This window comes from Streptomyces sp. NPDC051909, assembly GCF_040681095.1.
Classification (GTDB): domain Bacteria; phylum Actinomycetota; class Actinomycetes; order Streptomycetales; family Streptomycetaceae; genus Streptomyces.
This window is the reverse complement of record NZ_JBFAYA010000022.1, coordinates 34,835-54,841: the sequence shown is the minus strand read 5'-3', so window position 1 is coordinate 54,841 and position 20,007 is coordinate 34,835. Positions and strand designations below refer to the sequence as shown.

The 20,007-nt window shown below is 73.5% G+C and carries 21 protein-coding genes; 7 read left to right on the top strand and 14 right to left on the bottom strand.

The annotated features are described in order from the left end of the window. Positions 1-62 precede the first annotated feature (62 nt). Together AB0M18_RS28805 and AB0M18_RS28800 are read right to left on the bottom strand one after the other, a co-directional pair. Entirely contained in the window at positions 63-1,199 is a 1,137-nt protein-coding gene (locus AB0M18_RS28805; RefSeq protein ID WP_365763032.1) for a hypothetical protein, read from the bottom strand. Continuing rightward, entirely contained in the window at positions 1,196-2,596 is a 1,401-nt protein-coding gene (locus tag AB0M18_RS28800) for a hypothetical protein (RefSeq protein WP_365763030.1), read from the bottom strand. Before AB0M18_RS28800 ends, AB0M18_RS28805 begins: the two co-directional genes overlap by 4 nt. 284 nt (positions 2,597-2,880) lie before the next feature. Here AB0M18_RS28800 and AB0M18_RS28795 point away from each other — a divergent pair, with 284 nt between their 5' ends. Both AB0M18_RS28795 and AB0M18_RS28790 read left to right on the top strand, forming a co-directional pair. Next, positions 2,881-3,837, top strand: a complete 957-nt coding sequence (locus tag AB0M18_RS28795) for a Gfo/Idh/MocA family oxidoreductase (RefSeq protein WP_365763027.1) — start codon at positions 2,881-2,883, stop codon at positions 3,835-3,837. Then, positions 3,834-4,712, top strand: coding sequence for an alpha/beta fold hydrolase (locus AB0M18_RS28790; protein WP_365763025.1), 879 nt, complete (start codon positions 3,834-3,836; stop codon positions 4,710-4,712). Before AB0M18_RS28795 ends, AB0M18_RS28790 begins: the two co-directional genes overlap by 4 nt. Before the next feature lie 15 nt (positions 4,713-4,727). Here the strand turns inward: AB0M18_RS28790 and AB0M18_RS28785 are convergent, their stop codons facing one another. Continuing rightward, complete coding sequence (locus AB0M18_RS28785; RefSeq protein WP_365763023.1) at positions 4,728-5,087, bottom strand: arsenate reductase family protein; 360 nt, start codon at positions 5,085-5,087, stop codon at positions 4,728-4,730. 125 nt (positions 5,088-5,212) lie between these two features. Here AB0M18_RS28785 and AB0M18_RS28780 point away from each other — a divergent pair, with 125 nt between their 5' ends. Further along, positions 5,213-5,488: a hypothetical protein gene (locus AB0M18_RS28780; protein WP_265861804.1), complete on the top strand. Its 276-nt coding sequence runs from the start codon at positions 5,213-5,215 to the stop codon at positions 5,486-5,488. Between the two features lie 81 nt (positions 5,489-5,569). On the opposite strand, the gene AB0M18_RS28775 is transcribed toward AB0M18_RS28780, so the two are convergent. The 3 genes from AB0M18_RS28775 to glnA all read right to left on the bottom strand — a co-directional run bounded on the left by AB0M18_RS28775 (position 5,570) and on the right by glnA (position 9,160). Beyond that, positions 5,570-6,766 carry a cytochrome P450 gene (locus AB0M18_RS28775; RefSeq protein WP_365763021.1) on the bottom strand — a complete coding sequence of 399 codons (1,197 nt, stop codon included), beginning with the start codon at positions 6,764-6,766 and terminating at the stop codon, positions 5,570-5,572. Next, positions 6,763-7,500: a tRNA-dependent cyclodipeptide synthase gene (locus AB0M18_RS28770; RefSeq protein WP_365763019.1), complete on the bottom strand. Its 738-nt coding sequence runs from the start codon at positions 7,498-7,500 to the stop codon at positions 6,763-6,765. The genes AB0M18_RS28775 and AB0M18_RS28770 overlap by 4 nt, the downstream gene beginning before the upstream one ends. Before the next feature lie 250 nt (positions 7,501-7,750). Beyond that, positions 7,751-9,160 (bottom strand): type I glutamate--ammonia ligase, encoded by a 1,410-nt coding sequence (glnA, locus tag AB0M18_RS28765; protein WP_365763017.1) that lies wholly within the window; start codon positions 9,158-9,160, stop codon positions 7,751-7,753. 221 nt (positions 9,161-9,381) lie between these two features. Between glnA and AB0M18_RS28760 the strand changes: the two genes are divergently transcribed. Then, positions 9,382-9,849 (top strand): RDD family protein, encoded by a 468-nt coding sequence (locus tag AB0M18_RS28760; RefSeq protein WP_365763014.1) that lies wholly within the window; start codon positions 9,382-9,384, stop codon positions 9,847-9,849. A 126-nt stretch (positions 9,850-9,975) separates the two neighbouring features. Here AB0M18_RS28760 and AB0M18_RS28755 read toward each other — a convergent pair whose 3' ends face one another. From AB0M18_RS28755 to lipB, 4 genes are all read right to left on the bottom strand, one after another. Then, on the bottom strand, positions 9,976-10,686 hold the full coding sequence (locus AB0M18_RS28755) for a DUF4191 domain-containing protein (RefSeq protein WP_365763012.1): 711 nt from the start codon (positions 10,684-10,686) through the stop codon (positions 9,976-9,978). 10 nt (positions 10,687-10,696) lie between these two features. Then, the gene (locus AB0M18_RS28750) at positions 10,697-10,906 is read right to left on the bottom strand and encodes a hypothetical protein (RefSeq protein WP_365763010.1); all 210 of its coding nucleotides are present in this window, start codon (positions 10,904-10,906) and stop codon (positions 10,697-10,699) included. Between the two features lie 159 nt (positions 10,907-11,065). Continuing rightward, positions 11,066-12,034, bottom strand: a complete 969-nt coding sequence (gene lipA / locus AB0M18_RS28745) for a lipoyl synthase (protein ID WP_365763008.1) — start codon at positions 12,032-12,034, stop codon at positions 11,066-11,068. A 101-nt stretch (positions 12,035-12,135) separates the two neighbouring features. Then, positions 12,136-12,981 (bottom strand): lipoyl(octanoyl) transferase LipB, encoded by an 846-nt coding sequence (gene lipB / locus AB0M18_RS28740; protein ID WP_365763006.1) that lies wholly within the window; start codon positions 12,979-12,981, stop codon positions 12,136-12,138. 347 nt (positions 12,982-13,328) lie between these two features. Here lipB and AB0M18_RS28735 point away from each other — a divergent pair, with 347 nt between their 5' ends. Next, a complete protein-coding gene (locus AB0M18_RS28735) occupies positions 13,329-14,822 on the top strand; it encodes a regulator (protein ID WP_365763004.1) in 1,494 nt (497 codons plus the stop codon). Positions 14,823-14,857: 35 nt separating this feature from the next. Here AB0M18_RS28735 and AB0M18_RS28730 read toward each other — a convergent pair whose 3' ends face one another. Then, positions 14,858-16,177: an FAD-dependent oxidoreductase gene (locus tag AB0M18_RS28730; protein WP_365763002.1), complete on the bottom strand. Its 1,320-nt coding sequence runs from the start codon at positions 16,175-16,177 to the stop codon at positions 14,858-14,860. 183 nt (positions 16,178-16,360) lie between these two features. Then, complete coding sequence (locus AB0M18_RS28725) at positions 16,361-17,269, bottom strand: TIGR01777 family oxidoreductase (protein WP_365763000.1); 909 nt, start codon at positions 17,267-17,269, stop codon at positions 16,361-16,363. 46 nt (positions 17,270-17,315) lie between these two features. On the opposite strand from AB0M18_RS28725, the gene AB0M18_RS28720 reads away from it, so the two are divergent. After that, positions 17,316-17,888: a GNAT family N-acetyltransferase gene (locus AB0M18_RS28720; RefSeq protein ID WP_365762998.1), complete on the top strand. Its 573-nt coding sequence runs from the start codon at positions 17,316-17,318 to the stop codon at positions 17,886-17,888. Here AB0M18_RS28720 and AB0M18_RS28715 read toward each other — a convergent pair. Further along, a complete protein-coding gene (locus AB0M18_RS28715) occupies positions 17,874-18,518 on the bottom strand; it encodes a TetR family transcriptional regulator (RefSeq protein ID WP_365762996.1) in 645 nt (214 codons plus the stop codon). The genes AB0M18_RS28720 and AB0M18_RS28715 overlap by 15 nt on opposite strands. Positions 18,519-18,634: 116 nt before the next feature. Between AB0M18_RS28715 and AB0M18_RS28710 the strand changes: the two genes are divergently transcribed. Then, positions 18,635-19,429, top strand: coding sequence for an SDR family oxidoreductase (locus AB0M18_RS28710; protein WP_365762994.1), 795 nt, complete (start codon positions 18,635-18,637; stop codon positions 19,427-19,429). Between the two features lie 45 nt (positions 19,430-19,474). Here the strand turns inward: AB0M18_RS28710 and AB0M18_RS28705 are convergent, their stop codons facing one another. After that, positions 19,475-19,996, bottom strand: coding sequence for a DUF4240 domain-containing protein (locus tag AB0M18_RS28705; protein ID WP_265861916.1), 522 nt, complete (start codon positions 19,994-19,996; stop codon positions 19,475-19,477). Positions 19,997-20,007 lie beyond the last annotated feature (11 nt).

The window sequence follows — 20,007 nt, the reverse complement described above, 5'->3', positions numbered from 1 at the left end:
TCGTGCGCAGCTTCGCAACACCGGATTTCCCGTCGGTTGCCCGTTTGTGAACCCCGTGTTACTCAGCCTTCCTCCTTGTCCCGCAGCCGCCGTGCGACGACGTGCGCGTTCAGAAGTCCGTCGAACCCGGCCCGCCGGATCCGCGCCACCAGCTCGGCGTACGAGGTGCCCAGGGCCTCGGCCGTACGCTCCAGGTGCCAGTCGCAGTCCGCCAGCCGCCGCAACAGGTGACCCCGGCGGATCTGGTTCTCGGACAGCCGGAAGGTCTTCAGATAGAGGGTCCGTCCCCGGTGGTCGCAGATCAGCTCGCCGATGTGCTGCTCCTGCCCGGTGCGCAGGAACGGCGGCAGGAAGCGGTGGAGCCGGAAGCCGCCCATCGTACGAACCCGCTCGAAGGCGTACGAGGTCGTCAGCAGGTCCCGCGCCGGCAGGCCGTCGTGCGCCTCCGCCCACGCCCGCTCCTCGGCCCGCGCCGCCCGGCGCAGATCGCCGAGGGAATGGATAGCGCCGCTTTCCACGGACGCCCGGAACTCGGGCACAGGCGCCCCATAGTGCGCGTACTGGTGCACCAGCTCCCCGAAGAGGTCCTCCACCAGCGTCGGGTGCAGCAGCCGGTAGTCGTCCGGGTGCGGCACCACGAAGGCGGCCGCCAGCGCGTCGGCCACGTACAGCAGCACCCCGCACTGCCCCGGATGGATCTCGAACACCCGCAGCGCCTCCGCGAGCCCCGGCACCTGCCACCCCGCGTAGGCCGCCTCCGCGCGCGGCGAGAGCCCGCGCCGCACCGCCTCCCGGGACCATTCGTCCCACACCACGGACGGCCCGCCGAAGTGGAGCGCCAGATAGCCCTCCAGGGCGAGGTGCAGCGGCAGGAACCGCAGCCGGGACTCGCCGCGCCGGCCCCGGGCGAGCCGCCGCACCGGGACCGCGACCGGCCGCTCCTCGCCGAGCCGGGTTCCGTAGGCGGCGGACTCGCCGCCCGTCCCCGACCAGTCGGCGACGAAGCCGTGCGGGACGTACGAGGTGTACGCCGTGCCGTCGCCGACCTCCACGGTGTCCCCGTACGGCCCGGTCTCGTACACCTCCCGGTGCAGCCGCAGGCCGGTCACCGGCTCCTCGCGCACCAGCGGCACCAGCCGCACCCCGCCCCACACCTGCGCGGGCCGCACACCGAGCCCCGACAGATCGATCCGCGTCATGCTCCTTCCCCCTCCCGCGCCGCCCCGAGGAACAGCTCCACCCGCCGGTCCAGATACGCCCGCAGCGCGGCCAGACCCTCGCGCCCCTCCGCGAACCGCGCGACCTCCACCAGCGCCGGCAGGTCCTCCGCGTCCCGGATTCCGGCCGTCGGCACCCCGGGCGCCAGCCGGCGCACGTCGAAGACATCGGCGTCGTATACGGGGTTCAGATGCACGCCATACGTCCGGTGCGCCGGATCCAGCCGCTCCCGCCACACCCGCAGCACCTCGCCCGCGAGCCCGGGCGGCGCGTTGTCCCACCCGTCGGAGACGATCACCAGCCGCTCCGGCTCCGTCTCCAGGGCGTCCAGGATCCGTGTGCCCAGCGGCGTCGGCCCCCACGGGCGGACCAGCAGCGGATCACGCCCGCCCGAGGTCCAGTGGGCCGTGTACGCGCCCGGCGCGGCCAGTGCCTCCAGAAGGAAATGACAGCCCAGCGCGACCGCCAGCGGCCGGCGCCGCTTGACCGCCGAGCCCGAGGCCGACCAGCTGTCGTCGAGGACGGCCGCCACCCGGCCCCAGCTCCCCGCGTACGGCCCCGCCACCCGCCGCGCCGCCGCCCGCAGCGCCCCGGTCAGCTCGGCCCGCCGCGCCCCGCGCTCCCCGAAGGGCAGCGACAGCACGTACAGCGCGAGCCGGGTCAGCGGCATCACGCCCAGATCGGCGGCGGCCGGACGGGTACGCAGCCGCTCCAGACGGGTCATCCGAGGGGTGATCCGCTCCAGGAAGACCTCACGGGCGATTCCGTGCCTGGCGGCGAAGCCCTCGGCGACGGTGAACGGCAGCTCGTACAGCGCCCCCTGCTCGTACCGCGCCCGGCGGAAGGCTTCGAGGCCCGGGTGCGCGTAGCGGGCGCGCCGCCCGGGCGCGAAGAGGAAGTCGCCGGTCTCCGGGGCGTCGGCGAAGGACCAGTGGGCGTGCCGGGCGGCGGCCTTGAGCCCCGAGCGGTACTTCACCGCGTCGTGCGCGAGGTCGGGGCGGGCCGCCAGCCAGTCGCGCACGACCGCCCGGGTGCGCCGGTTGTTGACCCCGGCGGCGCGCAGCACGCCGAACAGGCGGTAGACCCGCTGCGGCGGCAGCAGCGCGAGCCGCGCGGCGATCAGCCGGCCCTCCGTCGAGCCCGCCTCGCGCGGGGTGCGCAGCAACTGCTCCACGATCAGCGCCGCGTTGTGGTCGTTGATGTCGAGGGCGAGCGCGGCGGCGTACAGCGGGCGATAGTTGACGCGCACGTACTCGTGGACGAAGCCGAGGGAGAGCCGCTGCTCCTGGGCGGAGGAGCGGAACTCGCGCTGGCCGGTCGCCGTGACGGCCGCGTTGACGAAGAGCAGGACGTCCTCGGCGGCGATCAGGTCGGACATGGTCCCCCTCCTTGTCCCCCCATGCAGGGTGCCGGCCGGGGAATGGGGGCGCGAACAGCGAATACGTTGCTTCATAGGCAGGTCCCGGAAGTCGCACCGGAGTCCCGCGGCCGGCGCGGAAGACGCTAACACCGGGGGTGGGGAGGGGGCCCAGCAGGTTTCGCCCGCGGCCGGCTCCGGCGTGTGCCCGGCTGCGCGCCCCGGGCGTGCGCTCCGGGGCGGGGTGGGGGACGACCCGGGGGATCCCCGAGTCGACGGAGGGCGGGGCCCGGCAGACTGTGGGCATGACGAACCTCCCCGGAACGAAGACCCGCATCGGACTCCTCGGCACCGGCCCCTGGGCCGAGCGCACCCACGCCCCCGCGCTCGCGGCGCATCCGGACGTGGAGTTCAGCGGGGTGTGGGGCAGACGGCCCGAGGCCGCGGCCGCGCTCGCCGCCGCGTGCGGGACCGAGGCGTACGAGGACGTGGACGCGCTGTTCGAGGCGAGCGACGCCGTCGCGCTCGCGCTGCCGCCGGACGTCCAGGCGCCGCTGGCCGCGCGGGCCGCCGCGGCCGGCTGCCACGTGATCCTCGACAAGCCGGTGACGACCTCGGCGGCGACGGCGCGCGAGCTCGCCGACGCCGTCACCGCCGCCGGTGTGGCCTCGATCGTCTTCTGCACCCTCCGGTTCGCCGGGCCCACCGCCCGGTGGATCGACGAACAGGCCGCCGCCGGCGGCTGGTTCCTCGGCGAGGCGCACTGGCTGGGCGCCCTGTTCTCACCCGACGCCGACAGCGTCTACGCGGCCTCCCCCTGGCGCCGTGACAAGGGCGGCCTGTGGGACGTCGGCCCGCACGTCCTCTCCGTCCTCATACCGATCCTCGGCGACGTCACCTCCGTCCACTGCGTCCCGGGCCGGGCGGACACCCGCCATCTGACTCTGCGCCACACCTCCGGCGCGAGCAGCACCGCCACCCTCACCCTCAGCGCCCCGGCCGGCGCCGCCGAGGCCGCCCTCGCCCTGCACGGAGAGCGGGGCAAGGCCGTCATGCCGCACTGGGACGGTGCGCTCGACGCCTTCGGGGCGGCTGTCGACGCCCTCCTGGAGGCCGTCCGCACCGGCCGCCCGCACCCCTGCGACGTGCGCTTCGGGGCCCGGCTCACCGAGATCCTGGCCGAGGCGGAAGCGGCGGCCCAGACCGAGGCCGGGACCGGGACCGGAGCTCAAGCCGAGATCGAGACGGCCGCGGTCCGGTGACGGGGGCCCGCGAACCGTCCGCGTTCGACCGCGCCTACGACGCCGTCCTCGCGCACTGGCCGCAGGGCACCACCACGGCGGCCGTCCCCACCCCGTACGGCACGACCCACGTCATCAGCCACGGGCCCGCCGACGCCCCGCCCGTGGTCCTGCTGCCCGGCGGCGGGGCCACCGCCACCGGGTGGTACGGCACCGCGGCCGCGCTCGGCGCGACCCACCGGGTCCACGCCGTCGACCTCGTCGGCGAACCGGGCCGCAGCCTCGCGGACCCGGGCCGCCCGATCCGTACCGCCGTCGATCTCACCGGCTGGCTCGACGCGCTCCTCGACGCCCTCGCGATACCCGCCGACCGGCCGGTGGGCCTGGCCGGGCACTCCTACGGCGCCTGGATCGCCCTGCAGTACGCGCTCGCCGCGCCCGACCGGATCGGCCGGCTCGCGCTGCTCGACCCCACCAACTGCTTCACCGGCTTCGCCCCGCGCTTCCTGCTCCGCGCCCTGCCGGTGCTGCTGCGGCCCAACGCCGCACGCCAGGCCGCGTTCCTCGACTGGGAGGCCGGGGGCACGGCGCTCGACCCGGACTGGCGCCGGTTGCAGGTGCTCGCCGCCGACCAGCCGACCGTCCGCCCGGTCAACGGGCCCCGGCCCGCGCCCGAGCGGCTTGCCGCGCTGCGCCCGCCCACCCTGGTGCTGCTCGCCGGACGCAGCCGGACCCACGACCCGTACGCCGTCGAGCGCGCGGCCCGGGCCGCCGTCACCGGCGGGCGCCTGGAGACGCAGGTGCTCCCCGACGTCGCCCACTTCGCGCTCCCCGTGGGCGCCGGCCCGGAGGCCCACGCCCGGATGGCCCGTCATCTCGGGGGAGCGGGGAGCTGACCCGGGGGAGCCGGCTCAGCGGGACAGGGCGTCCCGCACCGCCTCCTCGGAGCGGGCGACCACGGCCGTGCCGTCCTCGGCGGTGATGATCGGGCGCTGGATCAGCTTCGGGTGCTCGGCCAGCGCCGCCACCCAGCGGTCCCGGCTCGCCTCGTCCCGCGGCCAGTCCTTGACGCCCAGCTCCTTGGCCGCCGCCTCCTGGGTGCGCGTGATGTCCCACGGCTCCAGACCGAGCCGCTCCAGGACGGCGCGGATCTCGTCCGGCGAGGGCACGTCCTCCAGGTAGCGGCGCACGGTGTAGTCGGCGCCCTCCGCGTCCAGCAGGGTCAGCGCGCTGCGGCACTTGGAACAGGCGGGATTGATCCAGATCTCCATGCCCCCAACGTACCGCCAAACCCGGTCTGGCCAGGGACGATTGTCAGTGGGGGGCACTAAAATGGGGGGTGAAGGTGAGGGCCCCGGGGAGGGCCCGCACCCCACCGTTCGCCAGGAGGTCGCCCATGGCTGTCGCCATGATCCGGACACCGTCCCTCGAACCCTGGAAGCCGCTCCAGAAGAAGCCGCTCCCCGCGGGCCGCCCCCGCGAGTGGTATGTCACGCACAACCGCCGGCTGAAGGCCATGCGCCTGGCCATCGCCCTGCTCGACGCCGGCGTCTACCTGCCCTCGCGGGCGACCAACGCGAAGATACGCACCACGGCGACCCAGCTCGGCATCCATCCGCCGTCCGACACCACCTGCCGCATGGTCCGCGCCCTGATCCGTTACGGCCGGTGATCCGTCACAGCCGCTGACCCCAGCGGGGGCGCTGCCCGGTCCCGGCCGGACCGGGCAGCGCCCCTGGTCGGAGCCCGCCCGCTACCAGGCCACCGGCAGCCGCTCGGGCAGGCGCTTCATGAAGTTGGTGCGCCACACCAGCTGTTCGACCGGCACCGCGAGCCGCAGCGTCGGCAGCCGGTCGAGCAGCGACTCCAGGGCGATCTCGGCGTGCCGCTTGCCGAGCGCCGTCGCCGGGCAGTAGTGCGATCCACCGCCGAAGGAGAGGTGGTCGGAGGCGTTCTCCCGGTCCGGCCGGAAGGCCAGCGGGTCGGGGAAGTGGCCGGGATCGTGGTTCGCGGCCTCCACCAGGACGAGGACCAGTTCACCGGCCCGTACCTCGACCTCGCCGAGCCGCACGTCCTCCAGGGCGAGCCGCGGCAGCCCGTCGCCGATCGACAGGTTGACCCGCAGCAGTTCGTCCATCGCCCCGGCGACCCCGCGCCCGCCGCCGCCGGCGGTCAGCGCCTCCCGTACGTCCGGCCGGGTCAGCACCGACACCAGCGCCATCGTCAGGAACCCGGCCGTGGAGATCACCCCGGCGCCGAACAGCGTCACACCCACCGTCGCCAGCATCTCGTCCGTCAGATGCGCGTAGTCGGGATCCTCGCGCAGCGCCGCGAGCTCCGCCATCAGTCCGCCGGTCCCCGGATCGTCCAGGCGCTCGGTCATATAGGCGATGTCCCGGTCCCAGTTGAGCCGGGCCGCCTCGATCTCGCGCGGCGCGTTCATGAAGGCCACGTCCAGGCTGCGCAGCAGCCGCGGCCCGTCCTCCTCCGGAATGCCCAGCATCCGGCAGTGCAGCCCCGCCGAGTACGGATCGGCGTACCCGCCCCGCAGCTCCCCGGGCGCCCCCTCGGCGACCAGCGCGTCCACCAGGGCCCCGGCCCGCGCCCGCAGCCACTCCTCCAGGCCGGGCGCCTTCGGGTTGATCGCCTTCATCACGGCCTTGCGCAGCCCGGCCCCGGTGATGTTGCCCATGTTGTTCACCACGTGCGGCGGGATCGTCAGCGCGTACTGCCGCGGCGCTCCCGGCGCCGAGGTGTCCTTCAGGCTGAACCTCGGGTCCTCCAGGACCTGTCGGCACAGCTCGTACGAGGAGACCAGCCAGGCCTCCGCCCCGGCGATCGTGCGGACCTTCCGCACCGGCTCGGCGCGCAGCGCGCCGACCTCGGCGGGCAGCCGGGTCCCGTCCCAGTCGAAGGGGAAGGCCGGCAGGGTCTCGGCGGTGACGCTCATCGCGTGGCTCCTTCGACAGTGGTCTCGGCGGGCGTCCCGACCGGGGTGAGGATGCCGTGGCCCTGGTTGCGCGAGGCCCGGAGCCCGGACCCCCGCCCGTACAGCAGATCGGCCAGCGGCAGTGCCTGGTGGTAGCAGTTGAGCGAGGAGGGCACCCCGAGGATCGCGGGCGTGTCCAGGAACAGCGGCACCTCGGCGCAGATGTACGCCCGGCACACCTCCCGCTGCCGCTCGTCGGTCCGCTGCCCCGGCGCCAGCTTCCCGGCCAGGAAGATCCCGGTCAGCGCGTCGCAGGTGTCCCGCACCACGGGGTCCGCCGCCACCGCGTCGAGCACCGTGCGGTGCAGCTCCCGGTATGCCGGGACGTCCCCGAACTCCGACATCCCGCGGGCCCGTACCCGTACCCCCGTGGGATCGGCCTCGGCCGCGGCCGCGCCGACCTTCGCCCGCACCCCCCGCAGGTTCTTGACGGCCTTGCGCCGCGCCTCGTCGGCCCCGTACCCCAGCGCCTCGTACATGTCGGCGACATGCAGATCGGTGTAGACGAGATCGACCTGATCGAAGTGGTCCAAGCCCCAGCGCGTCAGCTCGCGCAGCCGCTGGGCGGTGAAATAACTGTTCCCCGGGGAGACGCCGATGACCACGTGCGCGCCCTCGTCGGCGATGACGCGGCAGTGATCGGTGTACGGCTGGAGTCGGAGCGTCTCTGCAGGGGCGAAAGCCGCCTGAGTCACGTCGGCAGTCCTCATCGCGCCAGCTAGTCCCAGCGGAGCCCTGTGCTCCGGGTGTGGCGGCAGCGACGACGACACGCTATCGATCAGTCGCGGAGCGTGAACCCCCTACTCGTGGGTACGCACGGGAGTTCGTCAGCTGTTCGCATTTCCGTGATCTTGGCCGAAACGGCGAGGCCCGCCGTCCCCGGGAAGGGGACGACGGGCCTCGGAAGAACCTCGCCTGCGCGGTACGGCTGAGAGGCGGTACGGCTTAGAGGTCGAAGTAGAGCTCGAACTCGTGCGGGTGCGGGCGGAGCTGGATCGGGGCGATCTCGTTGGTGCGCTTGTAGTCGATCCAGGTCTCGATCAGGTCGGACGTGAAGACGCCACCGGCCTGCAGGTACTCGTTGTCCTCCTCCAGGGCGGTGAGGACGGCCTCCAGGTTGGTCGGGACCTGGGCGACGTTCGCGTGCTCCTCGGGAGCGAGCTCGTACAGGTCCTTGTCGATCGGCTCGGCCGGCTCGATCTTGTTCTTGACGCCGTCGAGGCCCGCGAGGAGGAGCGCGGAGAAGGCGAGGTACGGGTTCGAGGACGGGTCCGGCGCGCGGAACTCGACGCGCTTGGCCTTCGGGTTCGAGCCCGTGATCGGGATGCGCATCGCGGCGGAGCGGTTGCGCTGCGAGTAGACCAGGTTGATCGGGGCCTCGAAGCCCGGCACCAGGCGGTGGTACGAGTTCACCGTCGGGTTGGTGAAGGCGAGCAGCGACGGGGCGTGCTTCAGGATGCCGCCGATGTAGTAGCGGGCGGTGTCCGACAGACCCGCGTAGCCGGCCTCGTCGTAGAACAGCGGGTCGCCGTTCGACCACAGCGACTGGTGGACGTGCATGCCCGAGCCGTTGTCGCCGAAGATCGGCTTCGGCATGAAGGTCGCGGTCTTGCCGTTGCGCCAGGCGACGTTCTTCACGATGTACTTGAAGAGCATCAGGTCGTCGGCGGCGGCGAGCAGCGTGTTGAACCGGTAGTTGATCTCGGCCTGGCCGGCGGTGCCGACCTCGTGGTGCTGGCGCTCGACCTTGAGGCCGACGTTCTCCAGCTCCAGGGAGATCTCCGCGCGCAGGTCGGCGAAGTGGTCGACCGGCGGGGCGGGGAAGTAGCCGCCCTTGTAGCGGACCTTGTAACCCCGGTTGTCCTCCTCCTTGCCGGTGTTCCAGGCGCCGGCCTCGGAGTCGATGTGGTAGAAGCCCTGGTTCGCGGAGGTCTCGAAGCGGACCGAGTCGAACACGTAGAACTCGGCCTCGGGGCCGAAGTACGCGGTGTCGGCGATGCCGGTCGAGGCGAGGTACGCCTCCGCCTTCTTCGCGATGTTGCGCGGGTCACGGCTGTACTGCTCGCCCGTGATCGGGTCGTGGATGAAGAAGTTGATGTTCAGCGTCTTGTCGCGGCGGAACGGGTCCAGACGGGCCGTCGACAGGTCGGCGCGCAGGGCCATGTCCGACTCGTGGATGGCCTGGAAACCACGGATCGACGAGCCGTCGAAGGCCAGCTCCTCGGACGGGTCGAACGCCGTCGCCGGGATCGTGAAGTGCTGCATCACGCCCGGAAGGTCGCAGAATCGGACGTCGACCATCTTGACGTCATTGTCCTGAATGAACTTCTTGGCCTCGTCGGCGTTCTGGAACATCCAACTCCTCCTACTCCCGGCCCGGGGAGGGGCGGGGTTGCAGCTCGGTCGTGCGGCCAGTGCGGTGGCACACGCTGGACCCGACCATAGGCAGACGGGATTTCTCAAGCATGACCCATTTGTTTCGTCGAAGTTAACCGGGGCGGGTGTGCTCCTGTGCCCTTCGGGGCCTCGGCCACCCGGGCCGAAGTGATCAAAAACGGGCGCAGTACCGTGGTCGGGTGGACAACAGGCAAGCACTCGGATCATGGCTCTCCGGCCCGCGCGCCGCGGCCGAAGAAGCGGGCGTGGACTTCGGCTACCGGGGGCAGCAGCTCGGCCTGCCCGAGGAGGGCCCCGGCTCCATCGCCCGCCCGGGCCGCCGCCTCGGCGCCCTCGCGGTCGACTGGGCCCTCTGCATGGTGATCGCATACGGCCTCATCACGCACGGCTACAACCAGGCGACCGGCAACTGGGCGCTGGTGATCCTGCTGGTCATGAGCGTGCTCACGGTCGGCACCATCGGTTTCACCCCCGGTAAGCGCCTCTTCGGCCTCCGGGTCGTCTCGGCGAACGGCGGCCGCCTCGGCATCCTCCGGGTGGTGCTGCGCAGCGTCCTGGTCTGCCTCGCCATCCCGGCCCTCATCTGGGACCGCGACGGCCGCGGCCTGCACGACCGCTTCTCGGGCGCGGTCCAGGTCCGGATCTGAGCCCCGTACGGCCGAGCCGTCACGGCCGAGCCGTACCGAGTACGCCCAAGCGGTACGAACAACGGGAAGCGCCCCGGACCGACCAGGTCCGGGGCGCTTCCCGTTCCGTACGGATGGGGTGCGCGCTCAGCGCATCTTTCCGCCCCGCGGCATCCGCATGCCCTTCGGCATCGGACCCTTCGGCAGCGGCATGTTGCTCATCAGGTCGCCCATCGCCCGCAGCCGGTCGTTGGCGGCCGTCACCTGCGGGCCGGACAGCAGCCGCGGCAGCTTCAGCATCTTGGTGCGGACCTTCTTCAGCGGGACCTGGCCCGCCTCCTCGTCGTTGCCGACGAGGATGTCCGTCACCGGGACGTCCACCACGATCCGGGCCATCTTCTTCTTCTCGGCCGCGAGCAGCGTCTTCAGCCGGTTCGGGTTGCCCTCGCCGACCAGCACGATGCCCTGGCGGCCGACCGCCCGGTGCACGACGTCCTGGCTGCGGTTCATCGCGACCGCAGGGGTCACCGTCCAGCCGCGCCCGATGTTCTGCAGCACCGCCGCGGCGGCGCCCGGCTGGCCCTCCATCTGCCCGAAGGCCGCCTTCTCGGCGCGCCGGCCGAAGACGACGGCCATCGCCAGGAACGCCAGGATGAATCCGAGAATGCCCAGGTAAACGGGGTGACCGATCAGGAAGCCGATCGCGAGGAGGACACCGAGTACGACGATGCCCACGCCCGCGACGACGAGACCGACCTTCGGATCGGCCTTCCGGGTCATCTTGTACGTGAGGGCGATCTGCTTCAGTCGCCCGGGGTTCGCGGCGTCAGCGCCGCCCGTGTTTGCACTCCTCGCCATGTCCTGAAGTTTACGTGCCCCGGGACGCGTGGCCCTCCACGGCCTCCATCACGTGCTGGGCCTCCACCCGGTCCTTGGCCCGGCGGCGGTCCTCCAGGACCGAGGTCCAGGCGTTGCGCCGGGCGGTGCGCTGCCCGCGGGCGAGCAGCACGGACTCCACGGCGCGCAGGGCGTCGGTGACGGTCGGGATGGCGTTGGCTCGGATGTGCGCGGCCTGCATGGGCGAGGGCCTCCGTGAACGCTCGGTGGCGGTGAGTGAGAACAGCCTCACAGAACGGTGTTACCAGGGCGTGACCCGGGGGTCAAACACTGATGAAACCCTGAGGCCCGTACACGCGCGCGTACGGGCCTCAGGGGAGAGCGGGGCGGGGCCGGGGCCTCAGACCGCCTGCGTGGCGTTGTCGACCGCGCCACGGCGCTCGATCGCCTGCTGGAAGAGCCGGCCGGCCCGGTACGACGAACGGACCAGCGGGCCCGACATCACACCGGAGAAGCCGATCTCCTCGGCCTCCTCCTTCAGCTCCACGAACTCCTGCGGCTTCACCCAGCGCTCCACGGGGTGGTGCCGGACGGAGGGCCGCAGGTACTGCGTGATGGTGATCAGCTCGCAGCCCGCCTCGTGCAGGTGCCGCAGCGCCTCGCTGACCTCCTCGCGGGTCTCGCCCATGCCGAGGATCAGGTTGGACTTCGTGACCAGACCGTAGTCCCGCGCCTTGGTGATGACGTCGAGGGAGCGCTCGTAGCGGAAGCCGGGACGGATCCGCTTGAAGATCCGCGGCACCGTCTCGACGTTGTGCGCGAAGACCTCGGGGCGGGAGTCGAAGACCTGCTCCAGGAGCTCCGGAACCGCGTTGAAGTCGGGGGCGAGCAGCTCGACCTTGGTGCGCCCGGCGGCGCGCTCCGCGGTCTGCTGGTGGATCTGGCGCACGGTCTCCGCGTACAGCCAGGCGCCGCCGTCCTCCAGGTCGTCGCGGGCGACGCCGGTGATCGTGGCGTAGTTCAGGTCCATGGTGACGACGGACTCGCCGACGCGGCGCGGCTCGTCGCGGTCCAGCGCCTCCGGCTTGCCGGTGTCGATCTGACAGAAGTCACAGCGGCGGGTGCACTGGTCGCCGCCGATGAGGAAGGTCGCCTCGCGGTCCTCCCAGCACTCGAAGATGTTGGGACAGCCCGCCTCCTGGCAGACCGTGTGCAGTCCCTCGCTCTTCACCAGGCCCTGGAGCTTGTTGTACTCGGGCCCCATCTTCGCGCGGGTCTTGATCCACTCGGGCTTGCGCTCGATGGGGGTCTGGCTGTTCCGGACCTCCAGGCGCAGCATCTTGCGTCCGTCGGGTGCGACTGCGGACACATCGGCTCCTGTAGCTTCGATTCTTCGGCGTCCACCAGGGTACGCCCGTTGCTTCCATGCCTTAACGCTCTGGCCAACCCAAGGCCAGAGCTCGGCATTCCTCAGGCGGTGGCCGGTTCGGTGGTCGGTTCTGCGGCCGTTTCGGTGGCCGGCTCCGCCTCGCGCACGATCTCGCGCGGCTTGAGCACCGCGTCGGCCATGACGTCCCGCAGGTGCCTCTCGACGACCGGGAGCACCTCCTCGATCGTGACGTCCCGGCCCAGCTCGTTGGCGAGCGAGGCCACACCCGCGTCGCGGATGCCGCACGGGATGATCTTGTCGAACCAGGTGTTGTCCGGGTTCACGTTGAACGAGAAGCCGTGCATCGTGACGCCCTTGGCGACCCGGATGCCGATGGCCGCGAGCTTGCGGTCCTCACGGCGCTGGCCGGCGTTGGAGGGGGCGTACTCCGGGCCGTTCAGCCGCGGGTCGAACTCCTCGTCCTGCAGCCGCGGGTCGAAGTCGAGCGACAGGCCGCCGATCTGCGGCCGCTGCTCGACCGGGTCGCCGAGCACCCACACGCCGCTGCGGCCCTCGACCCGGGTGGTGGTCACGCCGAACTCGGCGGCGGTGCGGATCAGCGCCTCCTCCAGGCGGCGGACGTGCGCGACGACGTCGACCGGGCGGGGCAGCTTCATGATCGGGTAGCCCACCAGCTGGCCGGGGCCGTGCCAGGTGATCTTCCCGCCGCGGTCCACGTCCACGACCGGCGTCCCGTCGAGCGGGCGCTCGTTGTCCGCGGTGCGCCGGCCGGCGGTGTACACCGGCGGGTGTTCCAGGAGCAGACAGGTGTCCTCGACCTCGTCGGCGAACCGGGCGGCGTGCACCTCGCGCTGCTGGTCCCAGGCCACCTGGTAGTCGACGGCCTCGTCGCCGAAGCCCAGACGGACGAATCGCAGCTCACTCACGGCCATGCCTCCTCCTGGTGCCGCGGGCCGGGTTCCCGGGGATCGTCCCGGGGGCGGGAGCCGGCTCGGCACCATGCGTCATTCGCGCCCATGCCACTGTACGGCGGTACGTCCGACCGGCCTCCGGCAGGTGCGCGAGCGCCCCTCCGGCGGAAGACCGAGGCCTTCTACGCCGGTCCGCGAGCCCTTCGTCAGCGGACAGTCAATCCTCACACGATCGGATGAATGTGGGGCGAAGGTGGCGGTAATGGCCGTGACTGCCGCTAAATTCACGCCGTTCCATGAGGGCCACGAGGGTCCATACGGGCTGCCACCCCGGGCCCGGAAGGCAGGAGACCGCACAGCTGATGACGGAACGACCCTCGCAGCGCATCCCGAACCGCCAGCTCGCCGCGCTCATCGCCGAGGCGGGATTCTCCAACGCGGGTCTCGCCAGACGGGTGGACCAGCTCGGCCTGGAACACGGCCTCGACCTCCGCTACGACAAGACCTCGGTGACCCGGTGGCTGCGCGGGCAGCAGCCGCGCGGCACCACGCCGGCGCTGATCGCCGAGGTGTTCACCCGCCGCCTCGGGCGCCGGCTCTCCGCGCAGGACCTCGGCCTGGACGCGTGCGCACCCGTTTATGCGGGCCTGGAGTTCGCGGCCACCCCCGAGGAGGCCGTCGACATCGTCAGCGGCCTCTGGCGCAAGGACTCCGGCAGCCACGCCGAGCTGCGGAAGATCGCCTTCACCCCGGCCGGTCTGGTCGTCCCCAGCCGCGACTGGCTGATCGGCCGCGCGGACGAGCGGGTGGCGCGCGGCGAGCCCGCCGGCCAGGGTGCCGGTCACGCGCCCGGCGCCGGCGGCCGGGGCGGCCCGGCCGGCGCCGACCCGCGCGTGCCCCTCCAGGGCCGCTACTCCGTGCCCCGCCAGCGCGGTACGGACCGGGGTCCCGGCCAGCGCGTGTCCAGCGGCGACATCGCCGCCCTGCGCTCCGTCGGCGAACTCTTCCGCACCCTCGACCACGCCTACGGCGGCGGCCACGCCCGCCAGGCCCTGGTGCGCTACCTGGAGCACGAGGCCGAGCCGATGCTGCGCGGCACGTACGGGGAGAGCGTCGGCCGCCGGCTGTTCGGCGCCGCCGCCGACCTCACCCGCCTGGCCGGCTGGACCTCGTACGACATCGCCGCCCACGGCCTGGCCCAGCGCTACTTCGTGCAGGCGCTCCGGCTCGCCCAGGCCGCCGGGGACCGGGCCTACGGCTCGTACGTCCTCATCACCATGAGCCACCAGGCGGTCTACCTCGGGCACGGCCGCGAGGCCGTCCAGCTCGCCCGGGTCGCCCAGCAGGGCGTCGGCGCCGCCGCCCCGCCCGTCGTCCAGGCGCTGCTCCACTCGGTCGAGGCGCGCGGGCACGGCGTCCTCGGCGACTCCCGGGCCTGCGGCGCCGCCCTCGCCCGCGCCGAACGCGCCCTGGAGGCGGCCCGGCCCGGCGACGAGGTGCCGTACTGGGCGCGCTCCTTCGACGAGGCACAGCTCGCCGACGAGTTCGGGCACTGCCACCGCGACCTCCAGCAGTACCGCGCCGCCGCCCAGCACGCCGAACGCGCCCTCCAGCTCCGGCCCCCCGGCTTCGCCCGCAGCCGGCTCTTCTGCCGCGTCGTCCTCGCCTCCGCCCGTCTCGCCCTCGGCGAACTCGACCAGGCCTGCGCGCTGGGCGCCGAAGCCGCCCAGCAGGCCGCCGAGATGCGCTCGGCCCGCGCCGTGGAATACGTCCGCGACTTCGAACGCCGCCTGGAGCCCTACCGCGACGCCCCCGCCGTCCGTACGTACCGGGACCGGGTCTCCGCGCTGGGCTGACGCCGGGCCCGATCCCGCCTGGTCCGATCCCGGACCTAGGCCGCGTTCGCCCCCGGCTGTGTCGCCGCCGGGCGCACCCCCAGGTCCGCGAGCAGTGCCGTCGCCGTCCTGCGGGCCGTGGCCAGGGCGCCGAAGGGGGTGCCGGTGCCGCGGTGGGCGCCGCAGACGTAGAGGCCGGCGAGGAGGCGCACCGGGCGCTCGGGGTCGAAGGGCGGGCGGAGGACCGGGTGGGCCTGCGGGGTGTGGTGGAGGGCCAGCAGCTCCCAGTCGTCCGTGGAGACGCCGTACAGCGTCGCCAGGTGCTTGCGGACCCGCCGCTCGGTGTCGTCGGGGGGCGTGCCGAGGACGGTCGAGGTGATCAGGACCCGGCGGTCCGGTGCGCGGCGCGGATCGACCGCGCTCATGACCGCCGTGTGCGCCACCGGACCGCCGGGGTCGGACTCCAGGATCAGCACGGGATCCGCGGTCGGAGCGACCGGCGCCGTGTGGTGCAGCACGGTCGCCGCGCGGTACTCCGGCACCCGCAGCCCGGGCAGCAGCTCCGCCGCCGTCCGGCCGTCGGTCGCCACGACCACCGCGCGGCAGCCGAACACCCCGTGCTCCGCGGTCGACACCCGCGAGATCGACGCGTCGGTGACCCGCACGCCGGTACGGACCGTGCCCGGCGGCAGCGCCGCCGCGAGCCGCGCCACCAGCGCGCCCGACCCCCCCTCCGGCACCCCGAGCCGGCCCCGCGCGAAGGAGCGCAGCGCGAGGTCCGCGCGCCGGCTGGAGGTCGTCAGATCCGGGTCGCCGAGCAGCGCGGCGAGCAGCGGGCGCAGCACCCCCTGCACGGTGCGGGCGGGCAGCCGGGCCGACAGGGCCTCCTGCGCCGTGCGCTCCGTGCGGGTGAGGATCCGCTGCGCGGGCGTGGTGGCGAGCCGCACCAGCGAGGCCCCCAGGCGCGCCTGGTCGAGCGAGACGGCGGGGTTCCGGGGGGCGCCCGCGAGGGCGCGCGCCATGCCGCGCGCGCCCCCCAGACCCCGTACGCCCCCCGTTCCCCGGGACGCCGTGCCCCGAGGCCCCGTGCCCCACGGCGTGTGCGGCGCGCCCCAGCGGACGCAACGCCCGTCGCTGTGCACGAGCACCCCCGGGGCGAACGGGCGCAGCGGCACGCCCGCGACCTCCGGCGCGGTGAACAGCGGCCCGACCCGGTCGAGCCGGAAGCCGTCGACGGTGTCGGTCGCCATCCGGCCGCCGACCTGCGGCGCGGCCTCCAGGACCGTGACCGACAGACCGGCCGCGATCAGCTGATGAGCCGTCGCGAGACCCGCGATCCCGGCTCCTACGACGACGACGTCCGCGTTGTTGAGCACGTGCCCCTCCCCAGGTCGGCGCGGCTTGTGGGAGGCCTATGCCCCCAACGGGCCCCCGGAATGCCCTCGTTCGGCACGAGACTAAGGAGCGCTCCCACGGCGGGCAGCCGCGCGCGACGGGGTGCACGCAGCACGGGGGAGCACACCGGGGAGACCGGTGGGTGAAGGGAGGGTGACGATTCGTCAGCGGGCCGCGGCCCGCACCGCCTCGTCGATCGTCGGGAAGGCGAAGTCGAAGCCGGTCTCCAACAGGCGCCCCGGCAGCACCCGCTGGCTGCCGAGCACGTCCCCGGCGAACTCCCCGAGCACCACCCGCAGTGCGGGCGCCGGTACGTGGAAGACGGCCGGGCGGCGCAGCACCCGCCCCATCGCCGCCGTCACCTCGCGGTTGGTGACCGGCTCGGGCGCGGTCAGGTTCACCGGTCCGGACGCCGCAGGGGTGTCGACGAGGTGGCGCAGGGCCGCGACCTCGTCGTGCAGCGAGATGAAGCTCCAGTACTGGCGCCCGTCGCCCATCCGCCCGCCGAGCCCGGCCCGGAACAGCGGGAAGAGCCGCCCCCAGGCGCCGCCCTCCCGGCCCACGACCAGGCCGGTGCGGGCGTACGCGACGCGGATCCCGGCCGCCTCGGCGGGCGCCGCCGCGGCCTCCCAGGCCACGCACACCTCGGGCAGGAAGCCCTCGCCGGCGGGTGCGCTCTCGTCCACCGCGCGGGTGCCGGTGTCGCCGTAGTAGCCGAGGGCCGTGCCGCAGACCAGCACCTCGGGCGGGTCGGCGAGCGAGGCCAGGGCCTCGGCGACGGCGCGGGTGCCGAGCACCCGGCTGTCACGGATCTCCTTCTTGTACGCCTCGTTCCAGCGCCGCTCGCCGACGCCCGCGCCCGCCAGGTGCACGACCGCGTCGACCCCGACCAGTCCGGCGGTGTCCACGTACAGCCGGGCCGGATCCCACTCGACCTCGTCGGCCGCCGCGGCCGGGCGCCGGACGAGCCGCAGGACGTCGTGGCCGTCGGCGCGCAGGGAGCGCACGAGGGCGGAGCCGATGAGTCCGGACGCGCCGGTGACGGCGATGCGCTGGCGAGTCTGTCGCTTCATACGGCCATCCTGCCCCTCCCGGGTCCGGCCGTGGCACAGTGGCCGCATGATCGTGCCGGAGACACCGCAGGGCCCGGGGACAGCGCAGGACCGGGAGACAGCGCAAGGCCCGGAGGCCCCGCAGCGGTCGGGCATACGGGTCCGCGCCGCCGTGGCCGCCGACGAACCCGTCCTCGCCGCGCTCGACCGCGCCACCTGGTCGCCGCTGCACGCCGTGCTGCCGGCGCCCGAGCCCGGGGAGCCGTTCTTCGACGAGCGGCACCCGCCCGCGCACTACCTGGTGGCGGAGTCCGGGGATGCCGGGGTGCTCGGCTACGTCCGCCTGGGCCCGCCCACCCCGCTCCCCTGCAACGCCCACGTCCGCCAGATCCAGGGCCTCGCCGTCGCGGAGGCCGCCCGCGGCCGGGGCGTGGCCCGCACCCTGCTCCGCGCCGCCGCGGACCGGGCCCGGGCCGAGGGGGCCCGCCGTCTCACCCTCCGCGTACTCGGGCACAACGCCCCGGCCCGCGCGCTCTACGAGAGCGAGGGCTTCACGGTCGAGGGCGTGCTGCCGGGCGAGTTCTTCCTGGCCGGCGGATATGTGGACGACATCCTGATGGGCCGTTCACTCCTCCGCTGAGCGGGGCGCGAGGAGCCGCATCCCGCCCATGAGTTCGCGCAGGCAGCGCACCGCCAGCTCGGCCGGTGAGCCGGGGCCGTGGACCGGGGCGTCGGTCTCGGCCCAGGTCTCCAGGGCGATCCGGATGGCGTCGGTGGCCGCCGCGGCCGCGAGCCGCAGCTCCAGGGGGTCGGTGCCGGGGCCCGCCAGATCGGCCAGGACCGCGCGCAGCCGCTCCTCCGACTCCTGGTTGACCCGGTACCAGACGGCCCGCAGCGCCGGGTCGTGCTCGGCCGCCCGCAGCAGCCCGCGGGTCCAGCGCAGGCCCTCCTCGGCCTCGGTGTCCGCGGCGGCCAGCGACTCCGCGATGGACCGCTCCAGGGCGGTGGGCACGGCGGTACCGGGTCCGGCGGCGGCGAGCCCGGCGCGCCAGCGGTCGGCGCCGCCCGCGAGGAGCGGGGCGACGGCGTCCTGCTTGGAGCGGAAGTACCGGTAGAAGGTGCGCAGGGCGACCCCGGCCCGCTGGGCGATGTCCTCGGCGGTGGTGTCGTCGGGCCCGCGCTCGGTGAACAGCTCGGCCGCCGCGCGGGCGATGTCGAGCTGGGTGGCGGCCTTGCGGCGCTCCGTCAGGGAGGGGGGCTTGGTGCTCACGCGCCCAGCGTACGCCCGCGCCTGCCAGGAATGCACTTCATGCAGCTATGGCAAAACGTGCCACTTAGGCGTACGGTGGCAGCATCAGGAAGTTGAGATCGAGAGGTTGTGTCGTCATGAACCAGCTGACCCGTTACGAGGGACGCCGCGCACTCGTCACCGGCGGCGGCTCCGGCATCGGCCAGGCCACCGTCCTGCGCATGCTGGCCGAGGGCGGGCGCGTCGTCGCCGCGGACATCAGCGAGGACGGCCTCAAGGACACCCTCGCCAAGGCGGGTGCCGACGCCGACCGCCTCACCACGCTCGTGGTGAACGTCGGCGACGAGGCCTCCGTGCGCGAGGGCGTCGCCGCCGCGGTCGAGACCCTCGGCGGTCTGGACGTGCTGGTCAACGCGGCGGGCATCCTGCGTTCCTCGCACACCCACGAGACCACGCTCGACTCCTTCGAGCAGGTCCTGCGGATCAACCTCACCGGCACCTTCCTGATGATCCGCGAGGCCATACCGGCGCTCCTGGAGGGCGACGGCTCCGCCGTCGTCAACTTCTCCTCGACCTCGGCGATGTTCGCCCACCCGTACATGGCGGCCTACGCGGCCAGCAAGGGCGGCATCCAGTCCATGACCCACGCGCTCGCCGCCGAGTACGCCAAGCAGGGCATCCGCTTCACCGCCGTCCAGCCCGGCTCCATCTCCTCCGGCATGACCGACGGCTCCGGCGCCTCCAAGCAGTCCCAGGGTCCCGGCCTGCCCGAGGACACCGACTGGTCGCTCTTCGCCAAGCTGGCCCCCGCCCTCGGCCAGGGCTTCGCCGGCCCCGAGACCGTCGCCGGCGTCGTCGCGATGCTCGCCTCCGAGGACGGCAAGTTCATCACCGGCACCGAGATACGCATCGACGGCGGCACGCACTTCTGACCTGCGCCCCGGGCGCGGCCGGGGCCGGGATCGGGCCGGAGCAGGTCAGCCGGGGCCGAACCGGGCCCACAGGCGCGGGAAGCGGGCCGCGAGCACACCGTCGTCGTCCAGGTCGAACGGTGTGCCCAGCGGTTCCGCGCCCTGCGGCGGAATGCCCAGCTCCGGCGTCTCGCCGCCGGTCAGCCCCTCGTACGCCTCGTCCGCCGCGAAACCCAGCTCCTCGCCGTCCCCGTCGATCTCCGGATCGAAGTCCTCGAGGAGTTCGGCCAAGGCGTCCGGATCGTGCACCGCGCCCTCGAAGACCTCCCGCCCCTGGCCGATCAGCCAGCAGCGGAACCAGTCGAAGGTGTCGTCCGCCGCCCCGTCGAGCAGCACCGCCGCCGCACCCCACAGCTCCCAGGTGAACGCGCGGTTGTACCGGGCCTCGAAATGCCGGGCGAAGTCCACCACGGAGTCCGGGTCGAGCCGGGTGAGGCGCTCCACGAGCAGGTCGGCGTGCTCCTCCGGGTCGCCCTCGGCGCGCTCCCGGGTGGAGTCGATGATCTCCCAGAACTCCGTCTCGTCCATCACGGGACAAG